This window comes from Leucobacter edaphi, assembly GCF_016522535.1.
GTDB classification, from domain to species: Bacteria; Actinomycetota; Actinomycetes; order Actinomycetales; family Microbacteriaceae; genus Leucobacter; species Leucobacter edaphi.
Map to the genome: position 1 here is coordinate 35,103 of NZ_JAEHOI010000002.1, position 14,433 is coordinate 49,535.

The 14,433-nt window shown below is 67.6% G+C and carries 12 protein-coding genes; 6 read left to right on the forward strand and 6 right to left on the reverse strand.

Features of this window, described 5'->3' with window-relative positions; all coding sequences use genetic code 11:
- Positions 1–5 precede the first annotated feature (5 nt).
- The 5 genes from JD292_RS01505 to JD292_RS01525 all read right to left on the reverse strand — a co-directional run bounded on the left by JD292_RS01505 (position 6) and on the right by JD292_RS01525 (position 8,469).
- Positions 6–974, reverse strand: a complete 969-nt coding sequence (locus JD292_RS01505; RefSeq protein WP_200130978.1) for an ornithine cyclodeaminase family protein — start codon at positions 972–974, stop codon at positions 6–8.
- The gene (locus tag JD292_RS01510; protein WP_200130979.1) at positions 971–1,978 is read right to left on the reverse strand and encodes a proline racemase family protein; all 1,008 of its coding nucleotides are present in this window, start codon (positions 1,976–1,978) and stop codon (positions 971–973) included. Before JD292_RS01510 ends, JD292_RS01505 begins: the two co-directional genes overlap by 4 nt.
- A 103-nt stretch (positions 1,979–2,081) precedes the next feature.
- On the reverse strand, positions 2,082–2,987 hold the full coding sequence (locus tag JD292_RS01515; protein WP_200130980.1) for a dihydrodipicolinate synthase family protein: 906 nt from the start codon (positions 2,985–2,987) through the stop codon (positions 2,082–2,084).
- Positions 2,988–3,862: 875 nt separating this feature from the next.
- Positions 3,863–4,897 (reverse strand): proline racemase family protein, encoded by a 1,035-nt coding sequence (locus tag JD292_RS01520; RefSeq protein WP_200130981.1) that lies wholly within the window; start codon positions 4,895–4,897, stop codon positions 3,863–3,865.
- Positions 4,897–8,469: a bifunctional proline dehydrogenase/L-glutamate gamma-semialdehyde dehydrogenase gene (locus JD292_RS01525; protein ID WP_200130982.1), complete on the reverse strand. Its 3,573-nt coding sequence runs from the start codon at positions 8,467–8,469 to the stop codon at positions 4,897–4,899. Before JD292_RS01525 ends, JD292_RS01520 begins: the two co-directional genes overlap by 1 nt.
- Before the next feature lie 173 nt (positions 8,470–8,642).
- Between JD292_RS01525 and JD292_RS01530 the strand changes: the two genes are divergently transcribed.
- From JD292_RS01530 to JD292_RS01550, 5 genes are all read left to right on the forward strand, one after another.
- Positions 8,643–9,557, forward strand: coding sequence for a LysR family transcriptional regulator (locus tag JD292_RS01530; RefSeq protein WP_200130983.1), 915 nt, complete (start codon positions 8,643–8,645; stop codon positions 9,555–9,557).
- 714 nt (positions 9,558–10,271) lie between these two features.
- The gene (locus JD292_RS01535) at positions 10,272–10,547 is read left to right on the forward strand and encodes a hypothetical protein (protein WP_200130984.1); all 276 of its coding nucleotides are present in this window, start codon (positions 10,272–10,274) and stop codon (positions 10,545–10,547) included.
- Positions 10,544–11,071 carry a hypothetical protein gene (locus tag JD292_RS01540; RefSeq protein WP_200130985.1) on the forward strand — a complete coding sequence of 176 codons (528 nt, stop codon included), beginning with the start codon at positions 10,544–10,546 and terminating at the stop codon, positions 11,069–11,071. The genes JD292_RS01535 and JD292_RS01540 overlap by 4 nt, the downstream gene beginning before the upstream one ends.
- 363 nt (positions 11,072–11,434) lie before the next feature.
- A complete protein-coding gene (locus JD292_RS01545) occupies positions 11,435–11,857 on the forward strand; it encodes a hypothetical protein (RefSeq protein ID WP_200130986.1) in 423 nt (140 codons plus the stop codon).
- A gap of 105 nt (positions 11,858–11,962) precedes the next feature.
- Positions 11,963–12,289 carry a hypothetical protein gene (locus JD292_RS01550; RefSeq protein WP_200130987.1) on the forward strand — a complete coding sequence of 109 codons (327 nt, stop codon included), beginning with the start codon at positions 11,963–11,965 and terminating at the stop codon, positions 12,287–12,289.
- A gap of 127 nt (positions 12,290–12,416) precedes the next feature.
- Here the strand turns inward: JD292_RS01550 and JD292_RS01555 are convergent, their stop codons facing one another.
- Positions 12,417–13,442 (reverse strand): agmatine deiminase family protein, encoded by a 1,026-nt coding sequence (locus tag JD292_RS01555; RefSeq protein ID WP_200130988.1) that lies wholly within the window; start codon positions 13,440–13,442, stop codon positions 12,417–12,419.
- A 204-nt stretch (positions 13,443–13,646) separates the two neighbouring features.
- Between JD292_RS01555 and JD292_RS01560 the strand changes: the two genes are divergently transcribed.
- Complete coding sequence (locus JD292_RS01560; RefSeq protein ID WP_233613213.1) at positions 13,647–14,420, forward strand: type 1 glutamine amidotransferase; 774 nt, start codon at positions 13,647–13,649, stop codon at positions 14,418–14,420.
- Positions 14,421–14,433 lie beyond the last annotated feature (13 nt).

Here is a 14,433-nt window from a genome sequence, read left to right on the forward strand (position 1 = left end):
GCTCCTTAGCGGCCGGAATGCTGCCGACCCTCGGCGAAGACCGCAGCCGCACACAGCAAATCCTCCCACGACATGCCCACTCCGGTATACACGGCGGGGCGGCCCTCGTGTCGCTCGATGCCGGAAACCACGAGTTCGCGGAGGTTTACCGGCAGGTTCTCCGAAGCCCAGTCGGCCTCCGAGAAGGTGGTCGCCAGATTGCCGTTCTCCCGCTGAGCCGAGCCGCGACCCTCCAGCGCGAGGTCGGAGCGCCCGATCAGCGCGTCATCGAGCTCGCGGAGATCCAGGCCGTGCGTTCCCGCGGCGGCGACGATCGCGGAGTCCTTGACGAGTGAGCCGTCGAAGAGCGGGGCCGTTGCGGTCGTCACGCAGATAATAATGTCGGCCTCGCGGACCGCAGCGTCGATATCGCCGCCCCGATCCCGGATCCCGAGCTCCGGGAAGCCCGCGATCAGGTCGTCCACCTTCGACTGCGTGCGGCCCACGATGCTGAACTGCGCATCGGGGAAGTCGACGAGAGCCGCGTTGATGTGCCCGACGGCCTGGATCCCCGCGCCGAATATCAGGATGTTCGGTTGCGCGGGAACCTCCTGGCCGGGGAGCGCCGCGCGGGCCAGGTGCCGGATCGCCATCAGCGTGACCGCGGGCGTGCGGATCGCCGTGAGGCTCGACCCCTCCATGACCGCGACCGGTTCGAGCGTGTCCGAGGAGTACAGCGCGTACAGGCCCTGGATCTTCGCGAGGCCGCGCGCCGGGTTGTTCGGGGCGACGGTGAGCGCCTTGAGCCCGCTGAACTCGGGACCCTGCGCGGGCATCAGCAGAAACTCGCCGTCGGGCGCGGGGCTGAAGAGCCGCGGCCCATCGTTCTCTGGATCGACGCCTGCCCGCAGGCCATCCTCGAGCGCGGTGATTGCGCGCTCGAAGGTAAGGATCGAACGAACCTGATCGGCATCGAAATACGGAATGTCGGTCATAGCAAGAACCCCTTCGGGAACGGATCGGACGGATCGAGGAAGTACTGGGCCGTACCGGTTACCCAGGCTCGGCCGGTGATCGTCGGAATGACCGCGGGTCGGCCAGCGACCTCGGTCTCCTCGATCAGCCGGCCGACGAAACGCGAGCCGATATACGACTCGTTGATGAAGTCCTGATGCAGCGGCAGTTCGCCGCGCGCGTGCAGCTGGGCCATGCGGGCGCTCGTTCCCGTGCCGCAGGGGGAGCGGTCGAACCAGCCGGGATAGATCGCCATCGCGTGGCGCGAGCGCTCAGCCGAGGAGCCCGGGGCCTTCAGATAGACGTGATGGCAGCCGCGGATATCGGGCCGCTCCGGGTGCACGGGCTCGTCGCTCGCATTGATCGCGTCCATGATGTCGAGCCCCGCTCGCAACAGCTCGTCCTTGTTCGCGCGATCCTCGCGGAACTCGATCCCGATCTGATCGAGATCGACGATCGCGTAGAAGTTGCCGCCGAAGGCCAGATCGTAGGCGACGGTGCCCAGACCCGGAACCTCGACGCTCGCGTCGAGCCGCTCGGCAAACGACGGAACGTTCGTGATCGTTACCCGCTCCGCGTGGCCGTTCTCGACCTGCACCTCCGCGATCACGAGGCCGGCCGGGGTGTCGAGGCGGATCGTCGTGACGGGCTCCTGCACCTCGACCATCCCGGTCTCGACGAGCACCGTGGCGACGCCGATCGTGCCGTGCCCGCACATGGGGAGCAGGCCCGACACCTCGATATAGAGGACGCCCCAGTCGGCGTCCGGGCGCGTCGGGGGCTGCAGGATCGCGCCGCTCATGGAGGCGTGACCGCGCGGCTCGAACATGAGGAGCTGGCGCAGCTCGTCGTTGTGCTCCATGAACCACGTGCGGCGCTCGGCCATGGTCGCCCCCGGATACACGCCGGCGCCGCCGACGATCACCCGGGTCGGCATGCCCTCCGTGTGCGAGTCGACCGCGTGGTAGACGCGAGAAGTGCGCATGATCTGCCTTTCCCCTGAGGTTCCCCAGAGACGGTGGAAGCGATCCCGGGCCGAATCTTCTCAGATCAGACCCGGAATCGCTTACCTCCGCCTGTGTGCGATGTTACTTGTCGTAGCCCTTCGCGACCGCCGCCTCGGTGTCGGCGACGATGCGATCGGCGATGTCCTTCGGCAGCGCGAGGCGCGGGGGACGGCACGCGCCGCCCTTCAGGCCGAGCACGTCCATGGAGAGCTTGATCGCCTGCACGAACTCCGTCTTCGAATCCCAGCGCAGCAGCGAGTGGAGATCGCGGTAGATCTCCTGCGCGCGCACGAGGTCCTGGACGTTGCCCGAGGTGCAGAGGTTGTAGAGCTCGATGCAGGACTTCGGGATCGCGTTCGGGTAGCCCGAGACCCAGCCCACGGCGCCGGCGAGGCCGACCTCGAGAACGGTGTCGTCGGTGCCGATCAGGATGTCGATGCTCGGGGCGAGCTCCTTGATCTCGTAGATGCGGCGGGGATCGCCCGAGAACTCCTTGACGCCGACCATGTTGCCGTCCTCGTGGATCTGCGCGATCAGCGAGGGGACGAGGTCGACCTTCGTGTCGATCGGGTTGTTGTAGCCGACGATCGGGAGACCGACCTTGCCGACGGTGGCGTAGTGATCGCGCACAGCTGCGTGATCCGCGCGGTAGGTGTTCGGCGGGAGCAGCATGACGCACTGCGCGCCGGCCTCGGCGGCCTGCTCGGCCCAGTGAGCCGACTGCAGGGCGCCGTACGCGCCGGCGCCCGCCATCACCGTGAAGCCCTCGGGCGAGGCCTCGACGGCGGTCTTGATGACCTGTGCGCGCTCGACATCGCTGAGGGTCTGGTACTCGCCGAGCGATCCGTTGGGGGCGACGCCATCGCAGCCGTTCTCTGCGAGCCAGGCGACGTGCTCGCCGAAGGCGTCGTAGTCGACCGACAGGTCGTCCTTGAAGGGGAGCGAGGTGGCGACGATGACACCGTGCCAGGGCTTCTTCTCGGTCATTGAGGTCCTTCCACTGGGAGTATGAATGTCACCCGTGGCATGTCGCTACAGTGTGACATTGCACAGATTAGCACGGATTGCGCCGGAAGCAATACTCCGGAACTCGAGCGCCGATTCTCCTCCCCATAACCCCTGATCAGACCCACTTTCCCGTGCCGCACCCGAGGGGCGTCGGCGCGTGACGCTCGCGCGCAGGGCAGGCCTGCGGCCGGCCCTGCCGGGGCGTTTGCCGCGCCCCGGGTGGCCTTGCCCGCCTCCCCGACCCTGGCGTTTGCCGCGCCCCGGCTGCTGCGGCCCGGCTGCCGTGCCCCGGCTGCCGCCGGCCGCGCCTTTTGCGCCCCCGGCCGCGCCCCGGGTGCCGCCGGCCGCGCCCCTGGGGCCCCCGGGGTGCCTCTCCTTGAGCCCCGGCCGCCCTTCGGCCGTCCCTGCTGGGGCGTTTGCCGCGTCACCGGCCGCGCCTGCGGGGTTCGGCGCCGTGATACCGGCCGCTGCCGCCCTCGCCCGCCCTCGCGCGCCCGCCAGGTGCCCTCCGCCCGCGGCGGTTCGTCCGCCCGGGCCCCAGGGGCGTGGGATTTGCCCTCGGCCCGAGCCCCCCTCGCGGCCGGTCACACTGCCCGCAATGTGTTCACAAAATAAGCAATGTGCGTTAAATAAGCCCAAATTGGCGATTCTTGGCTTATTTAACGCACATTGCTTATCTAATGCACGCGCTGATCGAGCGCACGCGCTGACCGGGCGCACGCGCTGACCGGGCGCACGCACCGGTGCCGAGCGCACGCACCGGTGCCGAGTGCACGCACCGGCACCGGCCCCGGCCCCGGAGCCGGCGCACCGGGAGCGCGCGTTCGCGCGCGCGATCCCCTCGGGGGGCGCACCTATCGCAGCGTGAATCCGACCCCGAGCTTGTCGTTCGGGTCCAACATGAACTGCTGTTCGCCGGTCTGGTAGGCGGTGCCGGAGACGCGGGGGATCACGCTCGCGGTGCCGTCGGCGCGGACGGGACCGGGGGTCCAGCGGGCGCCGAAGACGGTGTCCACGATCGAGCGGTGCTCGAGGGCGTCCTCGGGGGTGAGCGTCCCGTCGTCGGCGAGGAGCGCGACGCGCGCGCCGGTCCCGGAGCCGCAGGGGGAGCGGTCGACCTCGCCGTCGGCGAAGACGGTGACGTTGCGCTGGCGCGGGCCGAGGGGGCCGCGGCCGAGGTCATCCCACAGGATCGTGCCGTACACGCCGGAGAGGCGGGGGTCGTCGGCGTGCTGGGCTTCGGGGCTGTCGTTGAGCGCCCACTTGATCTCGCGGCCGAGCCGGATGAGTTCGGTGTAGTGCTCCGGCGACACGGTGAGTCCCAGGTCGGAGGCGCGAACGGAGGCGTAGATCGCGCCGCTGAAGCTCATGTCGACGGTCACGTCGCCGAGCGACGTGGACAGCGGGATCCCGCGGGCGATCACGTGCGAGGGCACGTTCTGGAACGTGGCACGCACGAGCTGCCCGTCCTTCCGCTCGACGAACGCGGAGACGGGGCCGGAGGGCACGTCGATCCGCACCTCGGTGACGCCGTCGGGATCCGATTCGACGAGGCCGGTATCGGTCGCCCACACCCCGAGCGCGATCGTGCCGTGCCCGCAGGCTGTGGAGAAGCCGTCCTTGTGCCAGAAGAGCACGCCGAAGTGGGAGGCCTCGCCGCCCTCCGGCGCCGGGTTCGGGGGAACGATGAAGCCGCCGTACATGTCGGCGTGTCCGCGCGGCTCGTTGCAGAGCAGCGCGCGCATCGTGTCGGCCCCGCCGCCGTCGGAGATCGCGGCAATGCGTCGCTCGCCGACGGTGGTTCCTGGCGGTACGGGGGAGTCCTCGTGCACGATCCGGAAGGGTTCTCCCGCGGTGTGGTAGTCGCTGGTGCTGATCCACTCGGTCATCAGATCGCCCGGTCGCTCAGGTGGTTGGGGGTGCCGAAGCGGTGCGCCGTGATGGAGACCGCCTGCTCGTGGAGGTGCGGGAGCATCTCGACGCGGCCGGCGGAGACGACCTCGCCGCCGTAGATCGCGATGTCGGGCTTGCCGCCGGTCGCCTCGTGGGCTGCGGCGACGACGTCGTCGCGGGAGTCGCCCGCGACGATCCGGACGCGAGCCGAGGCGTTCGGCCCAACGCGGGCCGCGAGCGCCGCGAGACGCGCCGACCAGGCATTGTCGTCCTCGAAGTACACGGTGACGCCCGAGGCCTGGAGAGCGCTCTGGATCTCGGCCGGCAGCGCGATCGGCGTGCTGAGCTCGGGCTGCGCACCCGCGGCGAGGCCCGCAGCGGCGGCGCGCACGACGTGACGCAGCTCGGCGTCGGCGGTCGCGCGAATCGTCACCTGCACGGGCAGGTAGCGGAGCACGTTCCGCTCGATCCCGAGCTGGGAGGCGTCGCGGTTGATCCCGAACTCCGATTCCCACGCGGCGGCATCCGAGGCGAGTGCCCCGCGCAGCCAGGCGAGATCGCTCGCCCCGATGCCGGATCGCTCCGCCGCGACCAGGAGCTTCCCTGCCGCACCGCGCGGCGCACGCGCACCGGCGGCGACGGGCTCGGCGTCATGCCACGTGCCGAGGCCGTGCAGGTAGCTCGGCCCGCCGGCCTTGGTGCCGGCGCCGATCGCGGACTTCTTCCAGCCGCCGAACGGCTGGCGGCGCACGATCGCGCCGGTGATGCCGCGGTTGACGTAGAGGTTGCCCGCCTGGATGCGGCGCAGCCAGAGCGCGAGCTCGTCGGAGTCGAGGGAGTGCAGGCCGCTCGTGAGGCCGTAGTCGATGTCGTTGACGATGTCGATGGCCTCGTCGAGGGTCTTCGCGGTCATGACGCCGAGGATCGGCCCGAAGTACTCGGTCAGGTGGTACTCGCTGCCGCGCTGCACGCCCGAGCGCACGCCGGGGCTCCACAGTTTGTTGTTGCCGTCGCGATCGCGGGCGAGCGGGCTGTCGCTCGGGAGTTCGCGCGGCTGGATCTCCCAGCTCTGCCCGGGTTCGAGCTGGGTGAGGCCGCGTAGCAGCTTCCCGGACGGGGCCGCGATCACGGTGCCCATCTGGGTTTCGAGGTTCTCGGGGGTGCCGACCTTGAGCGACTTGACGGCGTCGAGGAGCTGGTTGCGGAAGCGCTTCGAAGTGGCGACGGAGCCGACGAGGATCACGAGCGACGCGGCCGAGCACTTCTGGCCGGCGTGGCCGAATGCCGACTGGGCGACGTCCTTCGCGGCGAGGTCGAGGTCGGCGTTCGGGGTCACGATGATCGCGTTCTTGCCGCTGGTCTCGGCGAGGATCGGCAGGTCGCGCCGCATTTCGCGGAACGCGACTGCGGTCTCGTATGCGCCCGTGAGGATGAGGCGATCGATCCGCGGATCGGAGACGAGCGCCGAGCCGAGCGCGCGGTCGGCGGGCTGCACCATCTGCAGCACGTCCTTCGGGACACCGGCCTCCCACAGCGCCTCGACCATCACGGCGCCGGATCGCGCCGACTGCGAGGCAGGCTTGATGATGACGGCGGAACCGGAGGCGAGCGCGGCGAGCGTGCCGCCAGCGGGGATCGCGACGGGGAAGTTCCACGGCGGGATCACGGCGACGAGGCGCGACGGCTCGTAGACGGCGCCGTCGACGCGCTCGAGTTCCTGACCGAGCGCGGAGTAGAAGTTGGCAAAGTCGATCGCCTCGGACACCTCGGGGTCGCCCTGATCAAGGGTTTTTCCGCACTCGGAGCCCATGACCTCGAGCAGTTCGGCACGGCGGGCTTCGAGCCGCTCGCCCGCGCGGTAGAGGATGCGGGCGCGCTCGTCGGCGCCGAGCGCGCGCCAGCCCTCGGAGGCGGCGATGCCGCGCTCGATGATCGCGTTAAGCGTCGATTCGTTCTCGACGCGCGAGGCTGCGACCGTCGCGTTGCCGAGCTCGGATCCGACCATGCGGCTCGCGATTCCGCGGCCCCACTCGCGGTTGCCCGGCAGATCGGGATCCGTGTCAGGGGTGTTTTCGAACGCTTCGTACGCCCCGGCAACGAGGGCGTCGACGCGCGCCTCGGCGCCGGCCTCGTCGTAGTGGCGGCGATCCTGGACGCGATTCGGCGCGGGGACGCGGTAGTTCGCGGGATCGCCGTCGGCGGTGATCGCCTCGAGGTCGGCGAGGGAGGCGAGGAACCGCTCCTTCTCGCGCTCGAACAGCGGCGCGCTGTCGTTGAGCTCGAACACGGCCGACATGAAGTTCTCCTGGCTCGCGCCCTCCTCGAGGCGGCGGATCAGGTACGCGATCGCGACGTCGAACTCCTCGGGGTGCACGACGGGCACGTAGAGGAGGAGGCCGCCGACCTCGCGGCGCACGGCCTCGGCCTGCCCGGTCGCCATGCCGAGCAGCATCTCGAACTCGATCCCGCTCGTTGCGCCGCGCGCCTTGGCGAGCAGCCACGCGAGCGCGATGTCGAAGAGGTTGTGGCCCGCGACGCCGACGCGCACGTTCTTGACGCGCTCGGCGTCGAGTGCGTAGTCGAGCACGGCCTTGTAGCTGGTGTCGGAGTCCTGCTTGGTGCCCCAGGTGGCGAGCGGCCAGCCGTGGAGGGCCGCGTCGACCTGCTCCATCGGCAGGTTCGCGCCCTTCACGATCCGGGTCTTGATCGGCGCCCCGCCCGCGTCGACGCGCGCGGCGGCCCACTCCTGCAGCTTGATCATGGCGCCGAGAGCGTCGGGGAGGTAGGCCTGGAGCACGATCCCGGCCTCGAGGTTCAGGAACTCGGGGCGATCCAGGATCCGGGTGAAGACCGCGATCGTGAGGTCGAGATCCTTGTACTCCTCCATGTCGAGGTTGATGAACTTCTTCGGGCTCGACTTCGCCGCCTTCGCGAAGAGAGGAACGAGCTGGGATTCGATGTGATCGACGGCCTGATCGAAGGACCAGTGGTTGTGGGGGGCGACCGTCGAGGAGACCTTGATCGAGACGTAGTCGACGTCGGGGCGGTCGAGGAGCTTGTGGGTGCCCGCGAGGCGTCGCTCGGCCTCACCCTGGCCGAGGATCGCCTCGCCGAGCAGGTTCATGTTGAGGCGGACGCCGTCGCGCTTGATCTTCGCGATCGCCGGGCCGAGTTTCGCGTCGCTCGCGTCGATGATGAGGTGGCTCACCATCTGGCGGAGCACCTTGCGGGCGATGGGAACGACGACGCCGGGGAGGGGCTTCGCGAACGCGCCGCCGAGGCCGATCGCCCCGCGCATCGGGGTAGGGAGGAAGCCGGGCGTGAGGGGGACGAGTTCCCTCAGCTTCTTCGCGGCGACGTCGAAGTCCTCGGGGCGAACGACGCCGTCGACGAAGCCGACGGTGAAGTCGAGGCCGTTGGGATCCTTGAGGACGCCGGCGAGGCGGGCCGCCGAGGCGTCGACGGGGAACTCAGCGGCCTCTGCGAGCCAGCGGCGGACGAGCTTGATCGCGTCGTCCGCGAGATCCTGGGGGCGAACGGCGGTGACGACGGGGGTGTTGGCGGGCATCGCGGCCTTTCAGTGTTCGGAGGGGGACGGGCTCGAAACTCGCGTGGATGATCGCGAGCTGGCCGACCCCTAAAGCTGGTCTTACGCGTAAGTGTCCCGCTCTTGAAGCATGAAGTACAGCGATTGTTTCTTTGCGATAGAGTTCAGAGAAACTTAATGATCTTGGGGGCCGGATGCTCGACATGAAACGGCTGCGCCTGCTGTGGGAACTGAACGCGCGCGGAACGATCGTCGCCGTCGCGGAGGCGCTGAGCTACACGCCTTCGGCGGTGTCGCAGCAGCTCGCGCAATTGGAGCGCGAGGCCGGCGTGCCGCTCCTCCTCAAGTCGGGCAGAACGCTCGAACTCACTCCTGCAGCCGAGGCGCTTGTCGCCGAAACGGAGGAGCTCCTCGCGGGTCTCGAGCGCGCCGAGGCCGCACTGCACCTCGCGCACGCGGAGGTCTCCGGGACGGTCCGCATGGCGGTGTTCCAGACGGCTCTCCTTGCGCTGCTCCCGCAGGCGCTTGAGCGACTCCGCGAAACCCACCCTCATCTGCGAATCGAGGTCGTCCAGCACGAGCCGGCCGCCGGGCTCAAGGAGACCTGGGCGCGCGGCTTCGACCTGGTCGTTGCGGAGCAGTATCCCGGGCACGCCGCACCCCACTTCCAGGGCCTCGATCGCGAGCCGCTCACGAGGGATCCACTCATGCTCGGCGTGCCCCGCCTCGGCACGAGCGACGGCATCTTCGACGGGATCGAAAGTCTCGCCGACGCCGCCGAACTGCCCTGGGTGCTCGAGCCCGTTGGTGCGGCGTCGCGTCACTGGACGCTCGAGGCGTGCCGCAGCGCGGGCTTCGAGCCCGACATCCGCTTCGAGACCGCGGATCTCCAGGCCCACCTGCGCCTCATCGAATCGGGCAACGCGGTCGCCCTGCTGCCCGGACTCGTGCACTACCGCGGGGCCCCCGAGGTGCGGCTGATCCCGCTGCCCGGCGACCCGCACCGCACCGTGTTCACCGCGGCGCGCGAGTCGGCGGGATCGCGTCCCGCGCTCGCCGCGGTGCGGGCCGCGCTTCGGGCGGAGGCCGACGCGCTGCCCGAGGCGTGATCGGTGCTCTGATCTGGGTGTCCGCCAAGATCAGTGAACCCTAAGAGTTGGTCGCTTCCACGCCGTCGACGGCTCAGGGCGCCGTCGCGCAATGTTGCAGCGGGCCCCCAGATCGAGCGGGATATTGAGGCAGGATCGAGGCCGATCTCAGTGGCTGCATTGGATGTGCGCGATGGCGTTCGAGGGTGGGGCGTGAGGGTCTTCGTTGTGAACTTCAAGCACATCATGGGTTTTGCCTGGTTGCGGAGTATTGAGGCGAACCTTGGACAGAGACGAATCAGGTGACATTCTTAGGCTTAATTTTGCATTCGCTCTGAGTCCGACCTAGGCTCAACCACACAGGGGGGGGCCTGGCATTTATGCCGGCCTCTTTTTTGTTGCCATGAGGAGGTCTGATGCCGAACATCAAGGTTCTGTCGAAAATGAAGTGATCGCCATGCAACGAAGAGTGGTCGTAGCCGTACTGTCGGCAGGCGTGTTCTGCACGTTCATGACAGGCTGTGCCAACGGAGAGCTGGGGACGACACGAGTGACGCAGTAACAGAAGATCCTCGACGAATATGTGGCGCAGGCCGATGAGTTGGGAGGCGGGATCATTGCTCTGACACCGAATATAAACACGACATCCTGATGTCGCGGCGGAACAAGTTGAGGAGTGTGACGCCCACACTCCGAGCCACGGCGCGCTCTTCGCCGCACCCTCACCTCTGGGGAATGGATGAGATACGAGAGATTCCCAAGCGCGAAGTCTCGAAGGACATGCGTATCGGGCTTGATGTGCGTGGAACCATCCGCCTCATTCTGAACACGCTCTGCAAATCTTCTTTGGTTGATTTCTCGGCAAGGGATTCGTATTCAAACGAGAAAGGTACTGGATTTGTGGACGTCTTGAGTTCGGGCAATCGGCTCATTGAGCGTGAGGCGAAGCAAAGTCGCGCGGTGGCGACAGGAACGCGATGTGCCCAATCGGAACTGTCGGAGGTGAAGTGATGATCGTGCGACGGAGAGCTATTGCGGCCCTGCTTTCAGCGGGTGCGCTCTGCGGGCTGCTGACGGGCTGTGCGAGCGAAGAACAAAAAGCGGCCCAGGTGGCGCAGCAGCAGGAGCAACTCGACGGATACATCGCGAAAGCTGAGGGGTGGGGCGAAGAGATTCTCGCGCAGATCCCGAAGTCCGAGGTTGAGGACGCCGGTCCAGCGGCTTCCGGCACTCGCGCGGCAAATATGAACTACGAGGAGTGGCCGAAGTACTACATCTGGGACACAATCGTCCGGCTGAAACCGACCGGGGCACGGACGCCGACGGAGGCGGCCGATGAACTGGATCCTTGGCTGAAGGACCAGGGCTGGAAGCGACACGAGGAACGGGAAGACACTCCCAATCAGGAGAGTTTCACTCGCTACTATTCTCGAGCGCAATACACGTTGATGGTCGAGGCATACACTCAAGCGCCGCCTCGTGCCCAAAACATCTTCTTCACGATCGTGACGCCGCCGACCAGCCCGGCAAAATGAGTTCGCGGCACGTGCTCCAGAGCGTGGCGTCCACCCCGCGACTGCCGCTTCTCGGGATCCCCGCGATCTGGCTGCTGTTCTGGGGATGCGTGTGGGCCCTAGCAGTCTGCAGAGCTTCCCTCCCATTAGCTTCGCGGAGGAGCGAAGCGAACGGACACCTCGAACATGTTCCCTTGGGTCGGGAGGAGAGGGCCGAGTTTCAGTAGGGGCGACGCAATTGGAGGAGCGGAGATCCTCCCTCGAATTCTCGGAGGTGAAGTGATGATGAAGCAACGGAGCACACTTGCGGCCGTGCTGTCGGCGTGCCTGATTTTCGTTCTACTGGCGGGTTGCACCAGTGAGGAACAAAAGGCGGCGCAGGCGGTGGAGCAGCAGAAACAACTCGACGGCTACATGGCGAAGGCTCGCGGGTGGGGCGAGGAGATCCTTGCGCAAATTCCGAAGGCTGAGATCGAGGACGCTGGCCCGGCCGCTGCCGGCACTCGCGCGGCAAATATGAACTACAAGGAGTGGCCGAAGTACTACATCTGGGACACGATGGTCGATCTCCGGCAGGGGGGACCTCGGACTCCGACCGTCGTGGCCGATGATCTGGACCCGTGGCTGAAGGATCAGGGCTGGAAGCGCAACGAGGAACGGGAAGCCCCCGCAGGCACGGAGAGTTTCACCCGTTATTACTCCCGAGAGCACTACTCATTGATGGTCGAGGCGTTCACGGATGCTCCTCCTCGCGCCCAGACGATCTTCTTCACGATCGTGACGCCGAGCACGAATCCGGCACCGTGATTTCGCGGCGAGGGCAGTGGGGCGAGGTGCTGGGCTGCAGCGCACTTCTCTGGAGGCGTCGCGAGCGTTGTTCGACCGCCTCGACCCTTTCGTGAAAGGAACGAGATGCAAGAGGACCCCGAGCACGACTTTCCGCTGGGATTGCGGATCACGTTTTACGTGGCCGGCATCATCGGCGTCATTCCGTTCGCGCTTTTGATGAGCCTACTGGGCCGGTTCCTCAGCTACGCGGCCGCCGATGGACGGCCGCGACCGTTCTTTAACCTGATCATGGTGAGCGCCGTCTACGGGCCGTATATGATCGCGTTCTTCACGATCCTGATCGGGGGCATCTATCTCACGAGCCGGAAGTGGGCATCACCGCTGCCGCTCCTGGGAATCCCCACGATCGGAATTCTCTACTTGATCTGCGCTTTCTCGCTCGATGCCTAGGTGGAGTGAGTCTCATGGCCCGGCCCGGGCGCCCCTCTGGGGTCTCAGGGTTCGCTCTGGGGAGCCAAACGCAGTGGGGCCCGGGATCGCTCCCGGGCCCCAGCGCGCTTGACACGCGCGTCGCCAGCTAGCCGATCTTCGGCTGCTGCTGCGTGATGCAGTGGATGCCGCCGCCACGCTCGAACAGCGGGCGGGCGTCGATCCCGATGACCTCGCGGCCGGGGTAGACCTCGCGCAGCGTCGCGAGCGCGCGGTCGTCGGCGGGGTCGTCGAACGCGCAGGCGAGGACGGCGCCGTTGATCACGACGTGGTTGATGTAGCTGTAGTCGACGAAGCCCTCCTCGTCGCGCAGCGCCTCGGGGGCGGGCAGGTCGAGGATCTCGAAGGTATCGGAGTGGTGGCTCTTGTACTGCTCGACGACCTCGCGGTTCGTCTTCGCGATCAGGTGATCCGGGTGCGACTGCGAGTCCTGGCGGTGCATCAGCAGCACGTCAGGGGTGGTGAACGCGGCGAGGATGTCGGAGTGGCCGCGCGTGCCGAAGGTGTCGTGGTCGCGGGTGAGGCCGCGGGGGAGCCAGATGGCGCGGTCGGCGCCGATCGTGCGGAGCAGTTCCGCCTCGACCTGCTCCTCGGTCCAGCCGGGATTGCGGCCCGGATCGAGCTGCACGGTGCGGGTGAGCACGACGCGGCCCGTACCGTCGACCTGGATCCCGCCGCCCTCGTTCGTCATCTCCGAGTCGATGCGGGTGGCGCCCGCGGCCTCGGCGACGATCTTGCCGATGTTCTTGTCGTTGTCCCAGCTGGCCCAGTCCTGGCCGCCCCAGCCGTTGAACACGAAGTTCACGGCGCCGAGCGTGCCGTCGTCGCCGATCACGAAGCTCGGGCCGATATCGCGCATCCAGGCGTCGTCGAGCGGAGCGGAGATCCGGTTGATCTGGCCGGAAAGGTACTTCGCGGCGATCGCCTCATCACCAGGGTTCACGACGACCGTGACCGGCTGGAACTCGCTCGCGGCGTTCGCGACGGCGGCCCAGGTGCGCCGGGCTTCCTCCGCCTCGGCCTCGGTCTCGCCGAGCGTGTAGCCGCTCGTGGGCCAGGCGAGCCAGAGGCGCTCCTGCTCGTGTCCTTCGATCGGCATGCGCCACGTCGTCATTGATCGCTCCTCGGGGTTGTGGAAAGTCTTCCGTGACAGTTTAACTGGTTGGGTGCCCAATAAGGACAGGAATCTCGCCGAGGGTGCAAAATTCCCGGTCCTATCCCGCTAATCTTGTCCTCACCGGGCGATCCTCTACACGCTCGGTTCCCACAGGCGTGAATTGCGGCACGGTCGAGGATGATCGTGCAGAGGAGGTTCCACATGGTCGCTCGAGTGCTCGTCGTGCAACACGATCCCGATGCCGGGCTGAACTACTTCGCCGACCGGCTCCTCGCTGCCGGCGTTACACCGGACGTCGTCGGGCCAGCAGCCGCTGCCCCTGTCCCGACCAAACTCGACGGATACGCTGGTGTCGTCGTGCTCGGTGGGGCCATGGGGCCCAGTGACGATGAAACCGCGCCATGGCTTCCGGCGACTCGGGAGCTGCTCCGCACCGCGGTCGAGAGCGAGATCCCCACGCTCGGTGTGTGCCTGGGATCGCAGCTCCTGACGGTCGCGCTCGGAGGGGAGGTCCGTGAGAATCCCGCTGGCCCCGAGATCGGTCTGTCCGAGATATCGATCGAGACCGAAGCGGCACGCAAAGACCCGCTCTTCGCGGAGCTGTCCGGGCTGCGCGTTCCCGCGGTCCAGTGGCACTGGCTCGAGTCGATCCAGCTCCCGGCGGGCGCGACCCCGCTTGCCAGTAGCCCCGGCTGCGGAATCCAGGCCTACCGGGTTGGCGAGGCAGCCTGGGGTGTGCAATTCCACCCCGAAGCACTCAGCGGCACCGTAAGTGGGTGGGGCGAAGGCGATCCGGGCTCGCTCGCGGCGGTCTCGAAAAGTTCGGAGCAGGTGACCGCGGAGGTGCGCGCGTCGGACGGAGCGCTCGAAACGACGTGGGGCGGACTCGCAACGCGATTCGCGCGGCTCGTAGCTGCCCAAGAGGCTGAGGCGCGGCCGGAATTGATCGCCTCGTCTGCTCAGTCCGGGGAATAACGCCGCGAGGAGG